18 protein-coding genes and 1 tRNA gene are annotated in these 26866 nt (G+C 36.2%); 16 read left to right on the top strand and 3 right to left on the bottom strand.

Annotated elements, in window-relative coordinates; translation table 11 throughout:
- Window positions 1–13: 13 nt before the first annotated feature.
- On the bottom strand, window positions 14–1189 hold the full coding sequence (locus ACL9RH_RS11830; protein WP_422693567.1) for a thioredoxin family protein: 1176 nt from the start codon (window positions 1187–1189) through the stop codon (window positions 14–16).
- A 350-nt stretch (window positions 1190–1539) separates the two neighbouring features.
- On the opposite strand from ACL9RH_RS11830, the gene ACL9RH_RS11825 reads away from it, so the two are divergent.
- The 5 genes from ACL9RH_RS11825 (at window position 1540) to ACL9RH_RS11805 (ending at window position 11328) form a co-directional block, all read left to right on the top strand.
- Window positions 1540–3123, top strand: a complete 1584-nt coding sequence (locus ACL9RH_RS11825; RefSeq protein ID WP_422693566.1) for a histidine kinase — start codon at window positions 1540–1542, stop codon at window positions 3121–3123.
- A 111-nt stretch (window positions 3124–3234) separates the two neighbouring features.
- Window positions 3235–5820 carry a zinc-dependent metalloprotease gene (locus ACL9RH_RS11820; protein WP_422693565.1) on the top strand — a complete coding sequence of 862 codons (2586 nt, stop codon included), beginning with the start codon at window positions 3235–3237 and terminating at the stop codon, window positions 5818–5820.
- A 6-nt stretch (window positions 5821–5826) separates the two neighbouring features.
- Window positions 5827–9159, top strand: coding sequence for a SusC/RagA family TonB-linked outer membrane protein (locus tag ACL9RH_RS11815; RefSeq protein WP_422693564.1), 3333 nt, complete (start codon window positions 5827–5829; stop codon window positions 9157–9159).
- Between the two features lie 12 nt (window positions 9160–9171).
- Entirely contained in the window at window positions 9172–10491 is a 1320-nt protein-coding gene (locus tag ACL9RH_RS11810) for a RagB/SusD family nutrient uptake outer membrane protein (protein ID WP_422693563.1), read from the top strand.
- A 75-nt stretch (window positions 10492–10566) separates the two neighbouring features.
- Window positions 10567–11328, top strand: coding sequence for a LytR/AlgR family response regulator transcription factor (locus ACL9RH_RS11805; RefSeq protein ID WP_422693562.1), 762 nt, complete (start codon window positions 10567–10569; stop codon window positions 11326–11328).
- Between the two features lie 560 nt (window positions 11329–11888).
- Here ACL9RH_RS11805 and ACL9RH_RS11800 read toward each other — a convergent pair.
- The gene (locus ACL9RH_RS11800; RefSeq protein ID WP_422693561.1) at window positions 11889–12101 is read right to left on the bottom strand and encodes a hypothetical protein; all 213 of its coding nucleotides are present in this window, start codon (window positions 12099–12101) and stop codon (window positions 11889–11891) included.
- Between the two features lie 49 nt (window positions 12102–12150).
- On the opposite strand from ACL9RH_RS11800, the gene ACL9RH_RS11795 reads away from it, so the two are divergent.
- The 3 genes from ACL9RH_RS11795 to ACL9RH_RS11785 all read left to right on the top strand — a co-directional run bounded on the left by ACL9RH_RS11795 (window position 12151) and on the right by ACL9RH_RS11785 (window position 14353).
- The gene (locus tag ACL9RH_RS11795) at window positions 12151–12594 is read left to right on the top strand and encodes a helix-turn-helix domain-containing protein (RefSeq protein WP_422693560.1); all 444 of its coding nucleotides are present in this window, start codon (window positions 12151–12153) and stop codon (window positions 12592–12594) included.
- Between the two features lie 71 nt (window positions 12595–12665).
- The gene (locus tag ACL9RH_RS11790) at window positions 12666–13571 is read left to right on the top strand and encodes an ATP-binding cassette domain-containing protein (protein WP_422693559.1); all 906 of its coding nucleotides are present in this window, start codon (window positions 12666–12668) and stop codon (window positions 13569–13571) included.
- Entirely contained in the window at window positions 13568–14353 is a 786-nt protein-coding gene (locus ACL9RH_RS11785; protein ID WP_422693558.1) for an ABC transporter permease, read from the top strand. Before ACL9RH_RS11790 ends, ACL9RH_RS11785 begins: the two co-directional genes overlap by 4 nt.
- Before the next feature lie 67 nt (window positions 14354–14420).
- On the opposite strand, the gene ACL9RH_RS11780 is transcribed toward ACL9RH_RS11785, so the two are convergent.
- A tRNA-Phe gene (locus tag ACL9RH_RS11780) sits at window positions 14421–14493 on the bottom strand.
- A gap of 523 nt (window positions 14494–15016) precedes the next feature.
- Between ACL9RH_RS11780 and tssD the strand changes: the two genes are divergently transcribed.
- The 8 genes from tssD to ACL9RH_RS11740 all read left to right on the top strand — a co-directional run bounded on the left by tssD (window position 15017) and on the right by ACL9RH_RS11740 (window position 26791).
- The gene (tssD, locus tag ACL9RH_RS11775) at window positions 15017–15421 is read left to right on the top strand and encodes a type VI secretion system tube protein TssD (RefSeq protein ID WP_422693557.1); all 405 of its coding nucleotides are present in this window, start codon (window positions 15017–15019) and stop codon (window positions 15419–15421) included.
- A 177-nt stretch (window positions 15422–15598) separates the two neighbouring features.
- Window positions 15599–17479 carry a type VI secretion system Vgr family protein gene (locus ACL9RH_RS11770; protein ID WP_422693556.1) on the top strand — a complete coding sequence of 627 codons (1881 nt, stop codon included), beginning with the start codon at window positions 15599–15601 and terminating at the stop codon, window positions 17477–17479.
- 1 nt (window position 17480) lies between these two features.
- Window positions 17481–18788 (top strand): hypothetical protein, encoded by a 1308-nt coding sequence (locus ACL9RH_RS11765; protein ID WP_422693555.1) that lies wholly within the window; start codon window positions 17481–17483, stop codon window positions 18786–18788.
- 3 nt (window positions 18789–18791) lie between these two features.
- Window positions 18792–19211: a hypothetical protein gene (locus ACL9RH_RS11760; RefSeq protein WP_422693554.1), complete on the top strand. Its 420-nt coding sequence runs from the start codon at window positions 18792–18794 to the stop codon at window positions 19209–19211.
- A gap of 52 nt (window positions 19212–19263) precedes the next feature.
- Window positions 19264–20058, top strand: coding sequence for a hypothetical protein (locus tag ACL9RH_RS11755; RefSeq protein ID WP_422693553.1), 795 nt, complete (start codon window positions 19264–19266; stop codon window positions 20056–20058).
- A gap of 17 nt (window positions 20059–20075) precedes the next feature.
- The gene (locus ACL9RH_RS11750) at window positions 20076–24266 is read left to right on the top strand and encodes a TIGR02594 family protein (protein ID WP_422693552.1); all 4191 of its coding nucleotides are present in this window, start codon (window positions 20076–20078) and stop codon (window positions 24264–24266) included.
- 15 nt (window positions 24267–24281) lie between these two features.
- The gene (locus ACL9RH_RS11745; protein ID WP_422693551.1) at window positions 24282–25571 is read left to right on the top strand and encodes a hypothetical protein; all 1290 of its coding nucleotides are present in this window, start codon (window positions 24282–24284) and stop codon (window positions 25569–25571) included.
- A 50-nt stretch (window positions 25572–25621) separates the two neighbouring features.
- Entirely contained in the window at window positions 25622–26791 is a 1170-nt protein-coding gene (locus ACL9RH_RS11740) for a hypothetical protein (RefSeq protein WP_422693550.1), read from the top strand.
- The last annotated feature ends 75 nt before the right edge of the window (window positions 26792–26866 follow it).

Here is a 26866-nt window from a genome sequence, read left to right as displayed (position 1 = left end):
TGTTTTGTTATGTCTATTTTATCTGCTTTAATAAGTCATCTGCCAGTTTAGAATCCTGATTGGTCTGAGTTGCCATATTTTTAGACATCTCAGCATAGTTTTTTGCTGTTTCATTATTTCCGGTCAGGTAATAAAGCTTAGCAAGAATATAAGTGTTTTCTGAAGTTTCTCCTCTCATTACAGATTTTTCTGCCCACTCTGTTGCTTTCTTTAAAGAAGCCGGTGTTTTTACATGGTCTGCAAATACCCAGGCAGCTCTTAAAAGTTCAGTAGGATCAAAAGAATCTGCATTCTTATAATAATCTACTGCAGCTTTTTCATATTCTGGAAAATTGCCATTCTGCTCATAATAACTTAGCTTGGTTTGATTGAGCTTTGTAATAGCAGCTTGTTTTCCCACCAATGGCTCTGCTGTTTTCAGAAAATAATCTTCGTTGATTTTTTTGTTTTTATCATCTATAGACTGTTCTACAACTTTTGCCAGCTTTAGCTGCGCATCGAATTCATTGTAAGTGTCTTCAGGCAGATACTTTACAATTTCCGCTTTTCTGGAAGTAAAAACACTGTAATTGTTGTCTTCCGATGATTTTATGAAGTATAGAAGAAACCCGATTTCATCTTTGGTAAGTTCTTCTGTTTTTTTCTTATTTTGAAAATATCTTTCAGAAGCTTTTTTGGCAAATTCGTAGTCTGAATTGGCATTAAGCTTCATAACATTCAACAGGAATTCCGGATCTTTTTCTCCACTGGCAAAACGGTCTTTAAGAGATCCCTTTTTATTCCCCGGAGAATTGATGTCCTGTGCCATTGCTACAAAAAGACCTTCCTCCATATACCCGGTGTTTCTGGATACAATTTCTCCTTCACCATTCAGGAAAAGATAAGTAGGGTAAGAGCGGACTCCAAATTTCGAAGCAATCTCTCGGCCTTCTCCTTTTTCCATATCAAATCTTGCATTCACAAAATTGGTGTTGTAATAATCACTTACCGATTTCTGAGTGAAAACATTTTTTTCCATCATTTTACATGGGCCACACCAGGCAGCATATGCATCAATGAAAACCAATTTCTTTTCTTTTTTAGCTTTTGCAATAATATCTTTGAAAGGCAGCTCCTGAAACTGAATACTCTCTTGAGCTGAGATGGCAATAGAACAAATTATAGATATCCCGGAGATGATCTTCTTCATTTTCAAATAAGATTTATAGGCGAAGATAATTAATTTTCAAAATATAAAACGTTGAATCTGCCACTTGCATTATTTATTAACTAATTTTAAGAGTTTAATCTTGCTGTCTTTTTAATGATTAATACCGCTTACAGATAATAAACGAATTTTTTGAGGAAAAAATATTTCGAAAGAGAAATAAAACCCAAGTAGGAATCTTTTCTAATTGTTTCATGTATTTTTTTCACGTATTTAAAAGAAATATTAAAATTTTTCAATTGTAATTTTATTTCACTTTACGGTCCTGAATTCTTTGTTATATCTTTGCAAATTAATAATTTATCTGTAGAAGGAATCATAATTTAGAAGAATTGAATATTAATTTTAAACATACCTTATCTCAAAAATCCATTTATATTGCCGCTTTATCTGCCTGCTTAATTGCCGTGGTAGCATTTGCTGTTTTGAGTTTTTTAATCACCCGCGACAGTAGAAAAAATACAGAAGATTTTGCCAAAAGAACCTTTTTTCGAAAATATGAATCTATAGAAAATGAATTCAGAAACATTGAAGATTACCAATATTTGCTTCGTGCTCTGATTCAAAAAGATGGTCTGAAAAACTATAAAGACTATTCTTCTGTTTTAAATGAACTGAATAAAAAACGAAATCTACTGCCCTACAGCTGGTATTACTACGATAACAGCAAGACTGGGAAATCGGAAAGCAACAGTCCGTTGTCTGATATTTTCAAAAAATCCGGAAATACAGAAAAAGCCATTACTTTAAAAAACAATGGATCCGGGCATTTTAAAGATTTTCTGATTACCCGGAAAGACAGTATGTACTGGATGAGCTATGATTCTCTGGCTATGCCCGATAAAAATATGCTTTATTACGGTTCTACAGTGAGTTTGGATGATCTGCACCAGTATTTCATCAATGTAGATAAAACGTCCAATACTTATGCCTATGTTTTTACCAAAGAAGGAGTGTGCATTACCCATCCTGAAAAAAAATACCTGGGAAAGAATGTTTTTGAATTTACCGATATCAAACCAAAAGATACCTTATGTAGTGCATTAAAAGCAGGCTATACGCAAAGTACAGCAATTTCCGAATATTTAGGAGTAGAAGTTACCCGTTTTATAAAACCTTTGAAGACTGATAACTTTGAAGGATATACAGTGGTAAACCACGTTAATTTTATTATCGATGAGAATGTGTATAAAGTAAAAGCCTATACAACGTTTATCTTTCTGGCAGCACTGCTTCTGATTGTAGCTGTTTTTATTCTGTTTCAGAGATCTGCAAATATTGCATACAGGGAAAAGGAAAAGATTCAGTCTGAGAAAAATTTGTTATTGATTGAGAATGAAAAAATGCATAAAGCCGAAGTGATTACCCAGCTTCAGCAGCTTAAAAACAATATCAATCCGCACTTCCTTTTCAACTCCTTGAACTCTCTTTATATGTTAATTGGCATCAATAAGGAGAATGCACAGAAGTTTACGATGAATCTTTCTAAGATTTACCGATATCTTATTGTACCGCCAAAGGAAAATATTGTCCCGGTATCGCAGGAGATCAGTTTTATTCAGAAGTATATGGATCTTTTGAAAAGTCGTTTTGATGAAGAGATCAACTTTCAACTGATCATCAATGATGAGAAAAGTTTAGAAAAAAGAATTCCTTACCTGTCTCTTCAAATTGTTACGGAAAATGCTATAAAGCACAATATTGCAACGATAGATCAGCCTTTGGAAATTATCATTATTGTGGATGAAAACGGAATTACCGTAAAAAATACCTTACAGCCAAAAACGGAATCAGTACAGGGTGAAAAGTTTGGAATTGAATATTTGAATCAAATTTATGAATATTTTAGGATTAATTCTCTAAATATATCTGTAGATGGTGAATATTATGTATGTTTTTTGCCATTATTAACGTGAAAATAAAAATCCATTCACTCCCGAAAACTAGCCTCTCACTCCCTAATATTATATAATAATTCACTATACCTATAGCTTTGCTGGCTGAAACTAAGATATTTACTATTTGGAATGAATCGGACTATTTTAATGAAGAATTACAGGCTGGCACTGTATTTAGGACTGGCCGTAGCCTCACCTATGGCGATGGCTCAGAAAAAGGATACTGTAAAAGTCAACAAAGACAAAGCTGATAAGACTGAGGTTTCATCATCAAAGAAAACCAAAAAGATTGAAGACCTGATTAAAAAAGGAACTTATAAAAAGGGACTTTTTAATACCATTCAGGTAAAAACAGATCTTTATTTTGAGATTCCGGACAGTTTGATGGGTCGCCAGTTTTTGGTAGTCAATAAACTGTCTCAGGTACCGATGCAGGTAAATGAGGCGGGGCTGAACAAAGGAATGAACTATGAAAACAAGATCATTTCTTTTCACCGCGATAATGTAGCCAAAAAAGTTTGGGTGAAAACCTCAGACGTAAAAGTGTCATCTCCTAAAAATGATGCGATCACAAAATCTGTAAAAGATAACTTTTCAGAATCTGTGATTGAAGTTTTTGATATTGAAGCTCAAAACAGTGATTCTACGGCGGTAGCAATTAAAGTGAACAAGGTTTTCGACGGAAATCAGAAAAGCTTTAATGATGTTCTTGCCAATGTTGGCTTGGGAGGTTCAGTAAAATCAAACCTTTCTTACATTGAAGGCGTAAAAACTTTCCCTCAGAATCTTGTGGTAAAGTCCCAGCTTACTACTTCTGTGAACGAAGGTGGAGTAGACTTGCCTGTAACACTTGGAGTGACAACCAACCTTGTGCTATTGTCCAAAACACCTATGAAACCAAGACTTTCTGATGCGAGAGTAGGTTTCTTCAGTGAAAAACACTGGGCGTTTAACGACCGTCAGCAGAAGATGGACGAAAAATTCTTCATTACTAGATGGAATCTGGAGCCGAAAGACGAAGACAAAGAAAAATATCTGAGAGGAGAATTAGTAGAGCCGAAGAAGCAGATTGTTTATTATATAGACCCTTCCACTCCAAAACAATGGCGTGAGAAAATAATTGCTGGGGTATATGACTGGCAGGCTGCCTTCGAACAGGCTGGTTTTAAAAATGCGGTGATTGCAAAAATGCCGGATGAGAAAGATGAAGACTTCGATATTGATGATGTAAGGTATTCTGTGATTACCTATGCGGCTTCTCCTAAATCGAATGCAATGGGACCTTCCGTCGTAGACCCTAGAAGTGGAGAAATTATTGAAGCCGATATTATCTGGTGGCATAATGTAATGACTTCTCTTCAGGAATGGATGAGAATTCAGATTGGGCCAATAGATCCAAGAGCAAGAGGAAATAAATTCAGCGATGAATACATGGGAGAGGCGATCAGATTCGTGTCATCTCATGAAGTAGGACATACTTTCGGATTGAAGCATAACATGGGATCTTCTTTCGCATTCCCTGTAGAATCGCTTCGTTCAAAAGAGTTTACCGATAAGATGGGAGGTACAGCTCCTTCTATTATGGATTACGCCCGTTACAATTACGTGGCTCAGCCCGAAGACGGAGTTACCGCAATTACTCCTAAAATCGGAATTTATGATAAATATGCTATAGAGTGGGGTTATCGTTGGTATCCTGATGAGTTTTCAGAGAAGAAAGCCCTTAGAAATTTAATAGAAAAACATGAGGATGATCCTTTGTATTTCTATGGTGAGCAGCAAAGCTCTTTGGAGACTATTGATCCACGCTCACAGTCTGAAGATCTGGGTGACGATGCGATGAAAGCCAGCGAATATGGATTGAAAAATCTGAAAATAGTGGTAGATAATCTTTTAAAATGGACCTATGAAGACGGTAAAGATTATACAGATGCAGGAAAGTTATATCTGGGAGTAATTGGTCAATGGGATTTGTATACAGGTCATGTGATGGCGAATGTAGGAGGGATTTACCTGAATAATACCAATTTCGGAAACAAAAAGAAAGCGTATGAGGCGGTATCTGCTGACACTCAGAAAAGAGCGGTAGATTATCTGGTTAAAAATGCAATTAATCTTCCGGAATGGTTATTCTTTAATCCGATTTCAGAAAAAACTTATCCTGTTAAAAACTCTCCAATGGGTCCATTTGAGCAGACTCCATATACATTAGCCAGAGGAATGCAGTATGCCAATATCTATTCCCTGTTTATGGATGACAGATTGCTTAGGTTACTTGAAAATGAATTAAAGCACGAAGTTTCAGGGTCAAAAGAGAAGATATATACGGTAGAAAACCTTTTTGACCAGGTAAGAGGCGCTATTTTCAATAAAAAAGGAACCCTGACTATTCTTGAAAGGATGACCCAGAAGAACTATGTGGATGCCCTTATCGTTTCTGTGAATAAACTGTTCGAAAAAACAGCAGTGAAAGGCTTGAAAGTAGATAATACCCTAAATATGCCGCTCATCTGTAACTTCCACGGAGAAGAAAGAGAAATCAGAAATATCAATTATTCATCCATGAAAAGAGTGTCTGAAGTAACCACTTATAAGAGAGCGGAACTACAGAAAGTACTGGACCTGCTGAACAGAACCAGATACAAGGGAGATGATGCTTCCAGAGCTCATTACACAGACTTAATTATTCGCATTGAAGAGGCTTTAAATAAATAATCCGCTATGAAAAAAACTCTAATACTTTTACCTCTTTTAGCTGCCAACATAGCGTTAGCCCAGCAAAAGAAAACCATCACCGGAAGAATTGAAGACGGGAACTCGTCTCACATCATTACCGGTGCATCTATAAAGATAGAAACACAGTCTGTTTCTACAAAAACCGAATTAGAAGGAGTTATTGAAAGTGTATCAGTAGGTACAGTGACCGATAAGGACGGAAAATTCATCCTTGAAATACCGGCAGATACCAAATCGGTATTGGTAAGCTACCCGGGATATGAATCAAGAACCATTCAGATTAATGAAGGGCAGACCAATTATACAATACGATTAGTTCCTGAAGTTACTGATAAAAATAAAATCCAGGAAGTAATTATTACTGGATATCAGAAGATTGAAAAACGTAAGCAGACCTCAGCAGTTTCTACGGTTAAGATGGATAACATTAACCAGGCAGGGGTAGCAAGTATCGATCAGATGTTGGCAGGACAGATTGCTGGGGTAGCGGTTACTCCAGAAACAGGAGCGCCGGGAAGCCCTGCAAAGATCAGAATCAGAGGTACGGCTTCACTTTCCGGTCCTCAGGATCCGCTATGGGTAATTGACGGACTTCCTTTAGAAGGGAATGATGTCCCTAATTTTACAGATAAAGATAATATCGACCAGCTTCAGAACTTCTCTATCGCAGGACTGAACCCTAATGATATTGAAGATATTACCATCTTAAAGGATGCTGCAGCAACAGCAATCTATGGAGCTAGAGCAGCAAACGGGGTAATTTCCATCACAACGAAAAAAGGGAAGAAAGGAACCATGAAAATGAACTTTTCAGCAGATACCTTCATTACTTCCCGTCCGGATTTTGGAAAACTGAACCTTCTGAATGCCTCCGAAAAAGTAGACCTGGAACTAATGCTTGCTAAACGTGCAGATCTTACTTACCGTGATGATAAAGGCGAAGTGATGAGAATTCTGATGAAAAACAACCAGCTGGATGCTTTCAGAACTGGAGGTTTGGATGCAATCAGCCTTTTGACGCGTCAACAAATTGATGGCCTAAGAAACAGCAATACAGATTGGGGTAAGCTCTTGTATAGAAATGCAATCAATAAGCAGTATGGAGTAAGTATTTCAGGAGGTAGCGATCGTTCCGATTACTATTTCTCACTTGGATATTATGATGAAGAGGGAACAACCATTGGTACAGGTTTTAAACGTTATAACCTTACCCTGAAGAACAATTATAAGCTAAGCGATAAGTTAAATGCTGGGATCTCCGTTTTCGGAACTCAAAGTGAGAGAGATTCATTCATTACAGATGCCGATGCCAATATCAGCCCTGTTAATTATTCGAGAAATGCCAACCCTTATCTGACTCCTTATAATGCAGACGGAAGCTACAGATATGACAGAGATATTGATGGTTTTGATGACCGATATATTCCTTTCAATTTCCTTGAAGAAAGAGAAAATACAAGGTATAATCTGAAAAACCATTCCCTAAAAGCCATCTTGGATTTAGAATATAAAGCATCTAAAAGCCTTAGATTTACTTCGCAGTTGGGGATTCAGTATGATACCAATGCAACGGAAAAATATGCGGCTCAGAATACCTACTTTACCAGAAAGATGAGAGAAGGAACCCGTTACTATAAAGACGGAGGGTACCATTATTTCTTACCCGATGGTGCTATAAAGCAGAACTGGAGCAACGATTTCTTCCAATACAACTGGAAGCTACAGGGGATGTACAGTACGAAGATCAATTCCGTACATGAAATAGATTTGATGGCAGGAACAGAAATCCGTAAGACAGAAGATAATACAACGATCACAAGAGCTTTTGGATACGATCCTACAACAAGAAGAGCAACGGCAATTGTGTTTCCAACCTCAAGTTTTGCAGCAGAGAGAAAGTACGAAACATACCGTGAAATGCCACCTGTAGAGAATGCGTATGCTTCGATGTTTGCTACGGCTTCTTATACTTATGATCAGAAATATACCTTCTTCGGAAGTGTAAGATATGACGGAACCAACCTGTTCGGAGTTAACAAAAAGTATAAATATCTTCCGATTTGGGCTGTTTCAGGTTCATGGTTGGTATCCAGAGAGAATTTCATGAAGAATGTAGAAGCTGTTTCCAACCTTAGATTGAGAGCTTCATATGGTCTTCAGGGGAATATCGACCGTAACACGTCACCATTCTTTATCGGAGAATACAGTGACGCTACCATCCTTCCGGGAACAAAAGAAAGTATCATCAACGTAATCAGTCCTCCAAACGACAAACTTCGTTGGGAAAAAACAACGAACGTCAACTTTGGTATCGATTTGGGAATGTTCAAAAACCGTATCAACCTTACCGCTGATATCTACAGCAGAAAAGGAACAGATATGATCAGTATGAAAGAAACTCCGCTTGAAACCGGTTTCGAATATACGATGATGAACTGGGGAAGCTTAACCAACAAAGGTTTTGAATTGGCTCTATCCACAAGAAATATCGATAAAGAGAATTTCAAATGGAGTACCACGATCAACTTTGCTCACAACAAGAGTAGAGTATTGAGCGAGCAGCCTCGTGACAATGCTTTGCTTCCTTCAAGAGAAGGTCTTCCGGTAAATGCCGTTTTTGCTTTAAAAACTGCAGGAATGGATGAGCATGGAAACCCATTATTCTGGAAAGGAAACGAAAAAATATCTGCAGCAGACTTCTTTAAGTTATATGATGTATATGCAGACTTCCTTCCAGGACAGCTTGTAGATACTAAACTTTCCAATGCAGAATTGAGAAATATGTTTACCTATATTGGTGACAGAGATCCGAAGTTCACAGGAGGTATTATCAACACATTTAAGGTACGTAACTTTGATCTTACAATTTCTGCAACATTCAACCTGAAGCAGACAGTGATGAGAACCCCTTCTTACCGTGGATCTGAGTTTGATAGAGGCAGAAACTATACCAGAGATGTATACGAAGCAGGAAATACCCTTCCTGGAATCACAAGTCCAGATATGGATGCTAACCCAGATGGATGGATGGCTAATAAATGGTTTACTGGTAACCGTTCCAATGCGTACAGCTTATTAGATGTATGGGCGAAAGAAATCAGCTATGTGAGAATCAGCAGCATCAGATTAGGATATACACTTCCTAAAGAATTCACGGCTCCAATGGGTATCAGTGCATTGAGATTAAGTGTTGAAGGACGTAACCTGTTTGTATTCAGCAATGGGTACAAAGGATATTTTGATCCAGAAACATATGGTAATATCTATGCACAGCCTATTACAAAGTCTGTTACCGTAGGATTTAATGTTTCTTTTTAAAACTTGAAAAAAATGAGAAAAATAACAACATTTGTGGCACTGGCTGTCATCAGCTTTACAAGCATCGGGTGCGATAGATTTTTAGATATACAGCCGGAAGGAAAAGTAATTCCTAAAACGGTTGAAGATTACAGACAGGTACTTACATCTGCCTATTCAAAATATCCTTCCCACAGATCTCTTGTGGCACTTCGTACCGATGAGCTGAATATCGACGAAAATACAAGTGATTTCGTTTCTTACCGAGAAATTGCGATGTGGAAAGATTCCAATACCGACCAGGCAACCACTGAGTTTCCATGGGTGAGTTTTTATTCGGTGGTATTTTACCTGAATCAGATCATCAACGAAGGAACGAAAACGATGCCGGAATCTCCAGAAAAACAGCAGATTTTGGCAGAAGCTTATGCATTGCGTGCCTACACGTATTTTGATATGGTAAACCTTTACGGAAAACCTTACAATAATGCTACCGCTTCTACAGACAGAGGAGTTCCGATTACCCTTGATATTGATCTTGAACAGGTATTGAAACCTTCTACCGTACAGGAAGTTTATAATCAGGTTCATGCAGATATTGCCAAAGCAGAAGGACTTATGGTAGAGCAGAAGCAGGCTGCAGGTCTTAATTACAGATTTTCTAAAGTAGCATTACTGGCGCTTGAAGCGAGAACAGCTCTTTATGAAGGAGATTGGAATAAAGCCGTTAGTTACTCAGATCAGGCACTAGCTATAAAAAGCGACATCAGCAATCTGAATACAACAAGTACGGCACCTAATCATTATGCTTCGGTAGAATCTATTTTGGCATTGGATAATGCGTTTAACAGCTCTGTGCAGAATTTATCTTTTGCTTCTACAGAATTGCTTTCGAAATTTAACAGCACTACAGATAAACGATTTGGGCTTTCTTTTGAAAAGAATGGAAGTAAATATAAAGTAATCAAAGGCGGAAGTTCAGATTTCAGAATCTCTTTCAGAACATCTGAGCTGTATTTTATAAAATCTGAAGCTTTATTAAAATTGAATAGACTTGATGAAGCAAAACAGACACTTCTTACCGTTTTAAAGAACAGATACACGTCGGATGGATATGTTTCTATTCAAAATCAGGTAAATCCAATGAATGCAGCAGATTTCATGAATTTTATTCTGGATGAAAGAGTGAGAGAATTTGCATTGGAAGGTCAGCGTTGGTTCGATTTAAGAAGAGCTAATCAGATACAAATAACGCACACGGTGAACGGTCAGAATTATATTCTTCAACAGAACGATGTAAGATATACCATTGAATTCCCGATGAGTGCAAAGAAAAATAATCCTAATTTATAAGACATTTATATTAACAACCCTTGAAACCGCTAGAGCTTGATCGTTCTAGCGGTTTTTTTGTACTTTTGTACCGTTATGAGAATTGCCATTATAGAAGACGAATTGCTGGCTGTTAACTATCTGAAAGATCTTTTGGATAAGCAGACCATCGTTCCCGTTACTGAGATAGTGGTACTTCGCTCCAAAAAGCAGGCAATAGATTTCTTTGAAACCCAATCGGCGGATCTCCTTTTTATGGATATTCATCTTGGAGATGGGATGAGTCTTGAAATTTTTGAACACGTAGAGCTTTTTACTCCAATTATATTTATCACCGCTTTCGATGAATATGCAATGCAGGTTTTCAAACACTTTACCATAGATTATCTTCTGAAGCCTTTTGAGGAAGAAGATTTGCATAAGGCTTTGCAAAAGTTTATTTCAATACGGAATAACTTCGATCCGGAACCTACCTTAAAATCAATTTCCTCATTACAACAGGGCAACTCCGATGTGATGAAACGTTTCATGGTAAGAGAAGGGAACAAACTTAAATCCATAGACGAGCACAACACGGCTTATTTTTTTGCCTCAGGAAAGTACCTTTTCCTAACGACTAAAGATCATCATACTTATATTTATGATGATACCATTAAAGATATTATTCAGAAGCTAAGCCCTACTGTTTTCTTTAAAATAAACCGTAAGTTTATCATCAACAAAGAAGCGGTTACAGAGATTATTAAACATTCCAGTCAGAAAGTGGAATTGAGGCTTTCTCCGGAACCGGAAGTGAATGCTGAGGTTTTTATCAGTAAAATGCAGATTGCTGAATGTTTACACTGGCTGAATACTTGATTGTTTTATCAAAAAATACCCTTTAAATATTGTTTTAAAAATAGATCTGTCCTTTTATAGGGAAGGTTGTTTATTACTTTGCTTTATGATCTTCAGGAATTATGTGATCTTGAAAGATAAAAAAGAATTCTGTTTGGACGAAAAAATATTCTGATTCTTAGAATATAATGCAAATTATAAATGAATGGTTTAAAATAAATAACTTTAAGCCAAATTTTTTTTGACGTTAGTAAAATTAAAATACAGTATTTTATGTTTTTTACGCAATACAATCCACAATTATTTCTATTGTGTATAACTATTTCGGTATTTACGATTATTCTTATTTACTTTACACAGTTACGCAAAAAAAGAAATATCCGGTCTTTATCCTTGATTCTCGGAGTGCTTACTTTCGCTGGGATGACTAAATATAGACTGGCTACCGGTTGTAATCATTCTGTTTTCATTAACCTTTTTCTGACGATATCGGAGAGCTGCTTGATAGCATATATCAGTACTTATTTTATAAGATACCGGCTCCCGGGACGGAAACGTATATATAATTCAGTTCTTTTATTTTATTCGGTTATATCCTTGATGATTTTCTTTCTGATCGTAAAGCAGTATCCCAATGAGGCTGTATTATGGACTTCTGTTTTTCGGATCTTTACCATCGTTTGGTTTCTGCCATTGCTAATAACGATAAGATTGAAAAAATGGATAAGATTTCCATTGCTTACCCGTTCAGTTCTATATTTGGCGGCATATACAGTGGTGGCCGATATAATCATTTTGACGACAGGAATATTTTCATTAACACTTCCGTTTTTGAAAACAGATATGATTGTTTATTTAATAAGCTACTGGGTTCTGGTGATCTCTTATTTTAAACCTGTAATTCCTATTCCTGTATTTTCTACTGAAATAAAAACTGAAGATTTGCTGCCAAATTCTGTTATTGAAGATTGTCTTGCAAAGCTTAAAGTAGCTTTTGAAGAAAAGAAACTGTATCTGGATCCTGAACTTACTTTACAATCATTGGCTGCTGAAATCAACATTCCTGCCAGAACAATTTCTACTGTGTTGAATAGTACGATGCAAAAAAACTTTAGAGATTATATTAATAGCTATCGTGTTGAAGAAGCCAAAAGATTGCTGGAAGATTACAGAGAGCGTAATCTTACAATTGCTGCTGTGGCCTATGATGCAGGTTTCAATTCCTTAGCCACTTTTCAACGTGTTTTTAAAAAAATGACAGGAAAAACACCCAAGGAATTTACTTAAAATAACTACTCAAAACATGTTTTAAGTAGTTTTCAACTGTACAGCAATATACTTTTGCGTTAAAAAAAAGTATGTACTGCATTGAAACAAAAGACCTTTCTTACAGGTATTCCACAACGGACTCTGTTCTCTCGGGAGCCAACTTACGGGTTCCGGAACAAAGCATTTACGGCTTTCTCGGTGCCAACGGCGCGGGGAAGACAACTACTATGCGTCTTCTTCTAGGCCTTCTTGAAAAACAGTCAGGAGATATTCTGATTTTAGGTGAGCAGCCAGACAAAGATAGGATTCGGATGCTTCGTAAAATCGGATCACTGATTGAATATCCGTCATTTTATGCTCATTTAAGCGCTAGTGAAAATCTTGAGGTATTGAATAAGATTTATCAGTCACCTCATTCATCCTTACAAAGGGCTTTAGAAATTACTGGCCTCGGAAAGACGGGCTCAAAGCCTGTAGGAAAATTCTCCCTGGGTATGAAACAAAGGTTGGGAATTGCCTCGTCACTCGTACATGAACCTTCATTACTAATTCTGGATGAACCAACTAATGGGCTTGATCCTAATGGGATCATTGAAATAAGAGATTTATTTCTCTCCTTAAACCGGCAGGAAGGAATTTCAATTTTTATATCCTCTCATCTACTTTCAGAGATAGAACTTGTAGCGACAGATGTAGGTATTATCCACGAAGGGAAGCTGTTATTTCAGGATTCTATTGAGCGTATGCAGGAAAAAGCCCAAAAACAAATCACTTTTATGACCTCTAATCCTATCAAAACCCAGGAAATATTGAAAAGGTTAGATTCTTCAAGCAAAATTATTGATCAAAAAGTTATTTCAGGACATCTTAGCAATACTCATGTTGCTGAAATCAACAGAATTTTGGTGAATAATGATATTGAGGTTTATCAAATAGTAGCCGACAAAGAAAATTTTGAACAAACATTTATGGACATTATAAACAATATATCATGAATCGAATATTTATACACGCCTTAGAAAGCGAATGGTTAAAAAGAAAAGGGAGTCTTGCATCCCGAATTATTATAATAGGAGCGTGTTTTACACCCATCATTATCATTGCTGCAAGATTAATCAGGTATGATCAGTTAAAGAACATCTACAGTGATCCTTTGTTTTGGGATAAGCTATGGGTTAGTGCATGGGAATCTATGGCGATCTTTTTTCTGCCACTTGGAGCTATATTGTTTACAGCATTGATGACACAGCTTGAATATAGAAATAATGCATGGAAGCAATGGCACACTTTACCACTAGGCTATAGTACTATTTATTTTTCGAAACTTTTGATCATTCTTATCATGATGATTCAATTTATTTTATTATTTACCATTGGTGTAATTCTGTCAGGATTTTTACCTGCCCTCATTACAGGGACTCCTATGTCCTTTTTTTCGATAAATCGAGTCCTTCTTTTTCTTTCTGATGATCTGAAATATTTTGTGTGTCTGTTGCCTGTTGTTATAGTACAGTATATTATTAGTATTCTTAATAGAAACTTTCTGGTAGCAGTGGGTTCTGGATTTTTATTATGGGTAGCGGCTCTTTCGGTATTATCTAGCTATTATAGTGTTGTTTTTCCATATACTTATGTAATTCTACAATACTTGCATGTAGCGGGTAAAGGCGTCCAGGTAATCACATCAGGTACATTGATTGTGCTTTCACTTGGTTGGGCATTAATTTTGACAGTAGTAGGATTTATATGTTATAGATTTAAAAAAGAGAAGATATGAAATGAAGAAAAGAGTAAGCTTTTAGTACAAAACAAAAAAACCTCTAAATAAATTAGAGGTTTTAAAGTGGTTTCTCCAGGAATCGAACCAGGGACACATGGATTTTCAATCCATTGCTCTACCAACTGAGCTAAGAAACCATTATGTTGTTGTTTATTACTTCGTTGTTTTAAAGTGATGCAAAAGTATAACATTTTGTAATATCACGCAAGTTTTTGAAGAAGTTTTTTCAAAAAATCCAGTATTGATGGCTGTTGTAATGGTCAATATTTTGTAATTCAATTGTTTATAAATTTTGTTTTTAATAAGAAATGTATTGCAATTATGGAAAAACTTTTTGTTGTATTCTTTTTTCAAGATTCTCCGCAATCATTTCTCAGAATAAAAAAATCACAGATCAATTATACTGAGTATTAAAAGATAAGTCATTTATAAAAAAAACTGAATGGATTTTTAAAATAGAATTATAAAGATAAAAAATTGTTAAACCTGTAAGTGGTTGATTTATAGTGTTAGTTTTTACCTAACAAGTGTTAGTAGTAGAATTACGACACTTTTTTAAATTTAATATAAAATTTCATTTTCAATTTATAAATACATCTATATTTGGTGATATAGAAAAACATTTAATCATAACTTATTAATCATTAAAATTTACAAATTATGGCAGAGAGAAATTCAAGAGGAATTTTAAAATTCAACAACGGAGAAGGACAGAAGCTATTAAAGTTAAACTACAGCGTATCCAGATCTACAGATGTATCTGGGCGAGTGGCATCCGACCCTTCCAACGCTCTTATCAAAATTACAGTAGAAGCTACAGAAAAATCAGACATTCTGGAAAGCCTTCTGAATGGAAAGTACAAACCTACAGTAGGTGAGGTAACGTTCAACAAATCTCATGAAGAAGGAACCTTAACGACTCTTAAGTGGAGTAACGGATATGTGATTCAGCATGAGGTAGATTTCGATGCAGTAGACGAAAACAGTATGTATATTACTTTTATCGTAAGTGCTGAGCAGATTGACCTGGGTAATTCTTCTTATGACGGAGCATGGCCTTCATAATACTATTCAGAAATTAAATATCAGGCAGATTTGTACTCCGTTCAGGATACTTTTCTGCCTTTTCCCCCTTACTTATTTTGTACAATTCCTCCGAAAGATAGGTTTTGTACAACAAGAGTTTTTGCTCAAAAGCAGTTATTTATTTTTTTAAGAAATTAGAAAGCACCTTATATTATTATGAATAAAAATGCTTCGAATTCCGATAAGATTTCTGAGAATCATATTCCGGGAATCAACCGTGTAGTGAAATTGGATATTGTGATTGAAGGTAAAATTATCAAACACTTCAAGCATTTCCGTCTTCAGCAAAGTGCAAGACGCCACCACAACTTTGAACTGATCCTTGCTCATGACTCTCTGGGAGAAGCTCAGAACCACACTTTGGAACAGGCACGCCAGTTTCTGGGTAAGCGCATCACTATTGTTTTTAAATATAAAGATTACGAAAGTGAAAGTCCCGAAAGAACTTTTGTAGGAGTAATCACCAAAGCAGCCTTTAGCCAGGAAAAAATGAGCCTGGGAAATATTGTACTCAAAGGGCAGAGTCCTACCATTTTGATGGATGCCGCTCCCCATACGCAGAGTTTTGGGGGAGATCAGGCTGTGAATACCAGTATTATTGCTGACAAAATAATTAAAGAAGCCCTCGGATCAGAGAAATTTGATTTCAGAGTAGAAACACAGAATAAAAGCTATATCAATTATAGTTCACAATATAACGAGACGCATTACAACTATCTCGCAAGAACCGCTGAAGCGTATGGAGAACAGTTTTATTATGATGGAGAAGTTCTTCACTTTGGAAAACTTCCTCCTTCCGAAAAACCAATCCGTCTTGTATACGGAAGCAATGCAACCGATGTTCAGGTAGAATTGAATGCCGTTCATACCAATCCTGAATTTTTTGGATACAACAGCAGCAGTCATACGAAAATGGAAGGCTCCGGAAATAACATCAGACATATTGGAGAAATCTCTTCGAAAGCGTACGAACTGAATAATAATATTTTTAAAACCCGCTCCCTTTCTCCCGTTCCCATCAATGCCAATATGTTCATGGATGTGAATGATTCTCAGAAAAGTGCAGCAGGGAGCGCAGCAGTAGAAGTTTTCACCGTTTCAGGGAAAACAACAGTTCCGTTTTTATATCCTGGATGCCTTGCTGATATTGAAATGCGAAAACCGGATAGCAATCAAACCTCTTACTTTACCAAAATTACCATTACAGAAGTTTCTCATGAAGTGAACGCGAGAGGCTATTACACAGGGAATTTTGAAGCTATTGCAGATGGAACCGGATTTATGCCGAAACCCGATTTTATATATCCTAAAGCTGAGCCACAGGTTGCTACAGTTATTTCAAATACAGATCCACTTAATCAGGGACGTATTCAGGTACAGTTTGACTGGCAGAAAAAACCGGATACGACTCATTTTATCAGAATGATGAGCCCGGATGCGGGAGGAACCGACATGATTACTCAGAACAGGGGATTTGTAGCCGTTCCTGAAGTTGGAGACCAGGTTATGGTAGGTTTTGAATACCATCATCCTGATTTTCCTTTTGCCATGGGAGGGATGTTTCATGGTCAGGTTGCTTTAGGAGGAAGCATCAACAACCATATTAAGTCTATCCAGACCAGAAGTGGAAACAAAGTGATCTTTAATGATCAGGAAGGAAGCATATTTATTGAAGACCCGAGTGGAAATACTTATCTCATGGACGGAGAAGGAAATATCACGGTGAATGCACCAAAGAATATAACCTTTACGGCCGGTGAAAATGTTCAGATCAATGCCGGTAAAAATATCATTGCCTCTGCTCAGAGAAATGTAAACATTATGGCCGGAGAAGATATTACAGAAACAGCCAATGACGATTACAACCTTACAGCCAGCAATATCATTGAAACCGCTGAAGTAGGAAGGAGTTCCATGGCCAAAAATATCACAGAGAATATGGAAGCCGGATCCTATATCAGTACCAAAGACGCGATCAACGTAGAAAGTGCGAAGGAAGTGCTTATCAATAGTGGCAAACAGGTAAAAATGCAGTAACATGGCAGGCGAAGGCGGAAATATTGTAAGAAATGTTTTTGGAAAATCCTATAAGGAAGCGGAACACATCATGAAAGATGCTTCCAAAGGTACTCTGGACTTTAAATCACCCCAGGAAAATACCTTTTACGGGAAAAAAGGAGGAAAGAAGTTTGATGAATACCAAGGAAAAAAAGAAACACAGCCATTACTGGTAAAAGCCGTAAAGTGCTATGAAGATTTTGCATGTACAAAAGAAATTAAAATAATAAAAAAAGGAGTTGGCTATTACTTTAAAGCCACCCAATATAGCAGAACTCCAACCAAAGCAGAGCTTAAAAGTCTGAAATGGGCCATTCAATATGATGATACCCCATTGGCCAATGCTTCACAGGTAACGGGCGAAGAAAAAATATCTTACACCGTTCCAAGAGATAGAAATATCAAAAAATTGAAGGTATATGCCTTTTTTAAAGCACCGGATCCCAATGTAAAAGCAGAAGTTTCCTTTAAAATCTTACCTCCGATTATCATTTTTGTAAATGGATACTGGAACGTAAGCTGGCTGCAAAAAGATGTCTTAAATTTTTCTGACGGAAAATCTTTAGAAGGATATTGGGGAACAACTCTCAGATCAAAAGCAATTCAGTATTTTGGAAACGATTCTGAAGTATACTTTTTAAATGGAGCTGATACAGCCTTCAGTAGCGGAAATAAAAGATATGCTAACGGTAGAGAATTTGCTGTCTCAAGATTCAGCAACAAACAGTCAAAATTTTATAAGGCTGTTTTTGAAGACTCCCGAAGAATAATGTTGGTTTCCCATAGCATGGGCGGTGCCTTTGCAGAAGGAGTGATCAGTGTATTGAAAGAGAAAAAATTAAACATAGAAAAGGTAGTACACCTGTCACCGGCTGATAACTCAGGATTTTCTGCCAATTATCCGGACAGAACCTATCAGCTTGACATTAGTTGGGACCCTGTTCTGATGTACAAAAACCTTAATGACAGAGATTATATTGGAGGAGTTCAGTTTGCAGGATTGATACAAAACCCTGGCCATGATCAGTACGGCCACGCCAATACAAAACTGGAAGGATATGTATGGGATTGGTTTGAAGATCTGGAAACGATCAACCTGTCATTCAGCCGTACGGAAACAGTTTCTCAGCGGATACCTTCAGATGGTTTGGGGCCGGCCACCACAATCTCTATGAAAGTAAATCTTTATAAAGGAAGCGGTTCCAAACATAATAAACAGTTTATAAAAATCTATAAGAATAAACAGACCTATCATGAGTATGCAAAAAATGAATATGAAAAACTATAAAGGATGATGAGTAAAACAGTAAAGTGGCTTCTCGGCGGAATCGCAGTATGCGTTGTATTATATTTTGTAATGAGTTTTTTTGCCGTTTCATGGTTAAGTTATTTTTCAACACCTCCTGCCATTAAAACATTAGGAGATAAAGAATTAATACAAAAAATAAAGAAAGAATATAACGTACAGGAAATTGAACGAACACCCGCATACGAAAGAGAAATCAAACAAGATACGGCAACATATACATTATATCTGTACAGCAAAGATTTTTGTGGGATTTCGGCAGATTCCGTTCAAAAGAAATCGATGAAGATCGTACAGGAAATTGATAAAATAAAATTAGATCCCAAGTTTTATAAATATCAACTTGTTTTCTGTTGCAAACTATACAATCCCAACGGAGTTTCCTTTCAGTACGTAAGAAAATAGTTTTAGATTTTAATTGGAGACGGTCAGATAATCGACAATAATAACAATCAGTATGGTAGAAACGAGAGTTAAACCTTTTCAGAAATACCCATCGGGAACTCATACCTATCAGGTAGAAAACTTCCTCGAAGTACAATTTGGAGAAATGAAGGGATTTCATTCTTCGTTCAGGATCACCATACAGGAAGCTGGAGTTGGAGAAAATACCAAAACCTGGACAATAGAAAAAGTGGATGAAAACGCTTTTCCTTCCGAGAATAAATTTATGGAAATTCTGCACATTCTGGAGCAGAGTTCTTATCCGCTGGAAATAAAAGTAGATGGAAAAGGTAACTTTCTGAAAGCAGCAGCTCATCATAAAAATATCGAAAGCTGGAAACAAAAAACATCTGGTCTTCAGGAAAAATATGAAAATAGTGAAGTATTCAGAAACCAATATCTGGCAACCTTAGAAGATGAAAATCTTTTCTATCAAAACAAATTAAAAGAACCCTTCTGGAATGTATTGCTGTTTGCCCCTTATTATGTGGACAATGGCGAGAAAACTCATGAATCTATGGTATGGAATATCAAAGGAATTGGAGATGTAGAATGCCCGGGAACCATCAGTGCAGAACAAAGAGAATACGGTTTTGAAGCCTTATTTGTCTCCGAAATGAAAGCTCCTGAATCCATAAAAGAAGAATTAGATAAAAAATACCTGTACCAACTGGGACAGTATCAGATACAACTACAGATTAAAATGGAATACAACTCCCGAAAAAAGCAGTATTCCAGTAAAAAAGCTGAATTTATAATATCCGACGGAGAAAAAACAGTATACCGGGAAACGATCACAATGACTTAATCTTATGAACAAATGACATGGCGGACAAAGGATACATCATCATAGAAGGAGCCACTGCCTACTGTAGCAGTTCCGTAACTAACAATTCTAGCGGAACAGCCGTTCCGATGGAAGTGAAAAGCCAGAAGAAGAAATTAGGCAAAAACAAATACTTTGCTCAAAGTAAGCCTGTAGCTACCTATCTGGATGATAAAGCAGAAAGCTTCGGAAGTGGAAACGGTTTTGGGAACTGTAAAGGATCAGATGGTAAAACATATCCATGCAAAGGAAAATGTAGTATTAAATACAAAGACTATTACGAAAATGTAGAATTCAACAAAAGCATGAAAATCCTGTTGGATGTTTCTACAGGAAATTGTCCAGGGTACGGAGTTCCAGGAACCATAGCCTTTGCTACCACCGGGCAGGCCAATAATGTTTCACAGATTGATGTAAAAGAAGCTGATGAATTTTCAGTCGCTAACACCTCTCCACAATGGTCTACATCTTCTGCTTCCACTTCTACAACGTCTGTTGCTTCTATTTCTATGACATTTCCTTTCTCTGTTGCTAAGCCAACAGAAACGTATTATTATGTTCAGATGGCAGGAGGCTTATTCAGTTCGTTGATGAGTCCGGTAGCAATGGATAATCTCTCTCTTACTGCGCAATTCAAAGGAGATGCCACGAAAATTATCTGGGCTCTCTTTAAAGGGGATGGAACCAAAGATAAAATCAAAACCTTCATTGGTCTAGGAAGTGTTTTTAACCAATCTATGAGTAAGATCTTTGATGGTCTTGAAGAAGGAAAATACCATATTGAAGCATATGGAAAGAAACCTGGCGATAAGAATTGCTCCATCATCATAGAAGTTGTTAAAGACTTTGTTAAAAAAATTGTAGCTCCAGGTACCTCAACTTTAGTAAATATTCCTTTTCCACTTTCCGTAGAACTAAAACTTACCTCAAGTGCTGACCAGTTAAAAATTCTGAACAGAAGCATTTTCAATCCTATTGCAAAAAAGGCTGAATGGAAGGTGAAACAGGGGACAACGGTATTATATAACAGTTCTACAGGTGCAACGGCTTCCCATCTTGTTGAGGTAAGTAATGTAGCCGGGAAAGTAGTCCTCATTTTTAAAAATGCAGGAACCTATACCATTGAAGCATTTACAGATCCCACTGATCCAAAACCGGAATCTGTCACCGTTACAATAGAAAATTCTCTAGGAGTAATGGGCGTTACAGGAACTGCTGGCCTGCTGAGGTTTAGCGATATACTGAATGTGAAAGCTTCCAAATTCAATGTTAATTATATGCCGTCAGGAACTTCTGTACATTGGTATCTTAAAAAAGAAGGAACCGGCAGACTCATTGCATTTGAAGGTTCACCATCATTCAGAACTGGAACTATCAATAAGAAAGTTTCAGAATTACTTTATAATGATGCTGGTCTTAATAGCAGCCAATATTTTGGCAAATATACCCTGGAAGCCTATGCTAACCCATTAGGAAGTGGAAAACAACCCGCTTTTTCAGGCTCCGATTGCTTTAATTTTGAAGTCATTAAGAATGTTATCGATAAATTTACCCTTCCGGCGGGCAATATCCCCAAAGGAACAAAAGTAAAATATACTACCACTGCAAGAATTGCCACTCTTGCCGGAAATGAAGCCATAAAAACAGAAGTCCCCCAAAATGTTACCGATAACGGAGATGGAACACTTACCTTTAATGAGTTGGGTGAATATACAATTTCAGCCTATTTAACAGGAGATTACACCGACAACAAAAAGATTGAAGCCAAAATAAAAGTATCCGAACCTTCTGTAAAAAGAGCACTCTGGGCCTATGGAACAGGCGTTAAACGTACCGAAACGGGATTTGGAGAAGAAACATACGGCTTTTTAGAAATCGACGGTCTTCAGAATCAGACTCTCAAAGTGAAAGTTTGGGTAAAAGGAGAGGGTGATGATTTCTATAAGGAGAAAGATAAATATATGCTGGAGGAAAAAAGTGTAACCCTTAATAATGAAGGAAAAGCTTCCTTTATGATCACCGCCAATGATGATTATAAGAAAAAAATGGAAGCGGCTATTCCAAAAACAACGGAAAATCCCAATCCTTCTTACCGCTTAATATTTACTGTGGAACTACAGGCAGGTTCATCTACAGATATTGTTTTGCCATCTGCTATTGCTATCCAGGGAACTCGTCCGGTAGTTGTAGACGGAACCACAACCTATCTGGAAGTGTTGGATACCAATGAAGAATTAGTCATCACTTCAGAAAAGAAGATCGTTTCCATCATGTTTTCCACTGAGGATGGAAAGGATATTCAGCGTATGCAGACCTTCTATGGAAAAACCCATAAACTTTGGGTACATACCGTTAATATGACGGAAGAAACACTTAAAATTGATGTACTGAAAGAGATTCCTAAAGAAGGGATGAATGAAAAAGATCACATCACGTATACCCACGAAAGCAAACAGAGTTATAACGAAGAAAAAGTAGGGAAAGACGGACTACTGGAAGTTTCTTTCACTCCAAAAGAAGAATGGAAAAACCCACCTAAAAACTTCGATTACTATATAGCACAGGTTTCCCGCCAGGTTGAGGATCCTGCCGATCCCAAAAAGAAAGTCTGGAAAATAGAAAAAAGCCAGTTTACAATTAATAGTACGCTACCTGCAGATGTGGTTCGGACAGAAGATATGGAAAAACTGGGAATTTATGCAAAGAAGAAAGATGGAACGGCATTTACTCAACAGGAAATGTTAGAATTGAGAAAGCAGTTTATTTTCTATGAAAGCGGTTGTCTGAAAGTATCCCAAAAAGAAACGCCGGAAGTTATTGATAATGATGTGACACCTGTTATCGTGGAAATGGCAGAGGTTCGAAAGCAGAAAACATGTTATTGCAACCGAGGATTTACCGAGAAAGAAATGGAAGACCTCATTAAAACAATGACTGGAGGTACTGAAATTTGGAAAGGGATAAAAGAAAGTTGCGATATTACTGATAAAACCATTAAAAGTTTAACAGCAGAAGTAAATGCTATGTTTGCAAGCAATGGAATTAATCGTTGTATGCAGAAAATGTCATTCTTAGCCAATGTCTCAGAAGAAACAGGCTTCTTTGTGCAGAGTAAAGAAGAAAAAAGTAAATATTTATCCAGCCAGAGTACATATAAAGGACGAGGTATACTCCAGATCACAGGAATTGATGATGGAACGGGATATTATAATAGTCCAGGACCCTACAAAAACTATGGGAGGGACAAGTATGCTGATGAGAATAAATTTCTTGGCGATAATGCAGATATTATTTCTAAAGATTTACACAATGCCGTGGATGTAGGCGGGTGGATATTTAATTTCAAAAAAGTCCCTTTATGGAATCTGGATCCTAAAAAAACTTATTCCAAAGAACTGACAGAGACCCTTGAATGGAAACGTACCTATTTCAGTAAAGGTTTAGGGAAAAGTCTTACAGAGCTTGGAATTTTAATGGAGGATGAAGAGGAGAAGTATTTTTTCTTACAAGGAAAAATTTTGAACGGTTATTCTCCTGGTGACCGATTAGAAAAACCTCCTATTGGATGGGAAGGCCGTAAAAAAGCTTTAGGAAAATTAAAAACATGGTTTAAATATGATAAAAAAGTATGTGATGGAGAGGCCGTAGCTATGCCAAATCTTGAAGGTAGAGCTCCGTGGATGGAGCTGGTTTGGAAAGAAGAAGCTAAGAACCTTGTAGAAACTGGAACCAATAAAGAAATTCAGAAGTTTTTTGATGGAACACCTTATGAAACTCAAATGAAAAATGGTACAAAAAATGAAGAGGATATAGCGTGGTGTGCAGCATTTGTCAATTGGATTATGAAGCATTACGGATATGAAGGGGTGACGACTGATAAGGGATATGATGCCGTAAGAGCATTAAAATGGGCAACCTGGGCCGAAGGTAAAGACTTGAAGAAACCTGTTTACGGAGCAATTGCTGTAAAAACTAGATCCGGAGGGGGGCATGTTGGTTTTGTTGCGGGTAAAAAAGGAAATAAAGTTGTTATATTGGGCGGAAATCAGTCACAGAAATTATATTGCGTAGCTTATGATATTTCTGACTATTTTGCGTACATGGTTCCAAACAATTATGAGATTACAGATGCAGATTATAACTTACCGGAATATAAAGGGAATCCTGGTGCAAAAGGATCAGAACTTTAAAATCAAAAAGAGAAAATGAAACATAGAATTTTAATGAGCCTGCTTTTTATTTCTTCAGTTTTGGTATCGTGCCAGAATAAAAAAGAAGATAACAGCAATAATACTGTTGCTGTTACCGAAAGCTCAGCGGGTCTACAATTTAATAAAGATGTTAATGCGATGCTAAAAAAACAATTAGAATACGGAAAACCTTCTTTTGACAATCCATATCAGTATTCTGAAAAAGATTTGGAAGTAACAGCTCCAATACTCAATCAATTGCTTTTGGATAATGGTTACAAAATCATTAATAATGAAGAATTCAGTAATAAAATACAACAGATTTTTAATCGTATCATTGATAAAAACTCAACAAGTAAATTTCTTTATATCAATTTTATTGATAAGTGTGATAAAGCTTTGAATTATATTCCAAATAATGCAGAGAATAATGGAACATTCGTCGTTAAAAATCAGAATTTTATTACGGATCTTTATCCTCTTCCAACGATTATTGATTATCAGAAAACATATGCTGAAACCGCTCAGGAAGAAAACTCTGGTTCCAAAAATTATAAAGATGCAACGGGAAATGAAGTTAAGAAATACTTATGGAAAGATATTACAAACCTGAAAGAACAGAGAAAAAAGAATATACAAACATTAATTGCCCGAAATCTGTATCTTTTTAATGACAACAAAGCACAATACAAATGGCTTACTCTTAATGATCAGTATTTCATGGAAAGCTTAGTGAAAACGTTTGGATATACTCAAGATCCTGAACTTCTCAAATGGGTTATTGAAAGAACAGTATTTGATAAAAATGATCCATCTGATTATGGCAAACTCTTTTGGATAAAAGACTGTGATGAAAGTGTAAGGCTTCACGCCAATACTTTTAAAATATTTCAAAAACTGTATGTACCTAATGATTCATCCGAAAACCGTTTTATCCTTGATCATATTAAATCCTATTTAGAATATTTGGATAACAATGATAATCCTGAATCAAAAGTTTTAACAGAAACTGAAAAAGTAAAAATAATGGCTAATCTGGCTTATTTTGCAGAACAGTATAAGTATAATGCTTCTTATAATGACGGGACCAGAATGATGGGCAGACTGCGCTTCTTTTTGGGAGGCAGTTCCAGAGAAATTTTACAGAAAAATAATTATTTTAATCTTCCTAAATTTAAAGAATGGTGGGATAATGCAGACTATGATGAATATTTCGTTGACGAATGTGAGTACAATGGAACATGCGGCCCTGATAATCAACCGATGAATATAACGGAATGGAGAAAAAAACATCCAAAGAAATAATATGTAAAGCACAGTTGAATCTAACTGTGCTTTTATTTTAAAACACAATAATGACAAAAAAGATTATAATTTCCTTAGCTATATTAATATTGAACCTATTGCATTCACAAAATATAGCATGGAGTAAGGAAGCATCTTTTCTTCCTGTACTTAAGTCACAATTATCAGCAGGTGTAAGCGGAGAGAAAAATGAAACAGATTATGCCACTTATACTTTTTCATTAAGAGATTTAGAGGCAACTGAATCAATTATATCAAAAGAATTAGAAGGTAATGGATATCAAAAACCAAGCAGAGAAGAGTTTATTAGTAAAGTTAATACAGTCTTCAAAAGAATAATTGATCCTAAGTCGGACTCTAAATATTTGCATCTCAATTTTGAAGACAAGTGCTCGAGAGATTTTCAATTTTTTAAAAATTCGAATACGACAGATGTAGATCCTTACAGCACTTATATTTTTAAAAATGGACTTTTCATATCGGATTTATACAGTATTCCGGAAGTATTTGATTATACCAAAAATGCTGAAATGTCACAATATGAAAAAGAAGCTAAGTATAATAGGGCCCCAGCCGATATCAACCTATATTATTGGAAAGATATTGCCAATTTAAAAAATATAAGAAAACAAAATATTAAAACCATTGTTGCTAGAAATAGTTATTTATTCAATAATAATAAATCTTATGTAGAATGGATGGTAGAGAACGATAAAAGATTTGTAAAGTCAATTGTAAAAATCTTTGGATATACAAAAGAGTCCAAATTCAATGACCTTACCATGAATGATTATCTTGCAGATTATCAAACCTCTTCCGACATTGGTGATATTATTTTTACTAAAAATTGTAAAGGAGAATTAGAGATAAGAACAGAATTGTTGAAGTATATAAAAGATCATACAAAATCAGATGAAAACAGACTTTTGACTGCCTTAGAAAATTTTGGATATGCTTTAAAAGATAATTCTAGTTTTACATCGGATGAAAAATATAAAATACTCGCTTATATAGGCAATACAGTCGATCCTTTTTACTTGGATTTTGCCGGTATTAATTCAGGAAATGCTGTATGGAATGCCGAGAGTGTGCTTTATAACAGTGTTGTAAAAGATAGAAATATTGTTTCAGTATTTCAAAAGAATAACTATTACGGGCTTCCCGATTTAAAAGATAGTTTGATGAGGGTACAGGCAATTATTGAACATGATTCTGAGTAAATATTACTTCATAAAAAAAGCAAGCACAATCAATTGGATTGTGCTTTTTATTTTAAGGATGAGAACAGCCTGATT

Origin of the sequence: Chryseobacterium sp. Mn2064 (genome assembly GCF_049319685.1) — a bacterium.
Lineage (GTDB): Bacteria > Bacteroidota > Bacteroidia > Flavobacteriales > Weeksellaceae > Chryseobacterium.
This window is presented reverse-complemented; position numbering and strand designations above follow the sequence as displayed.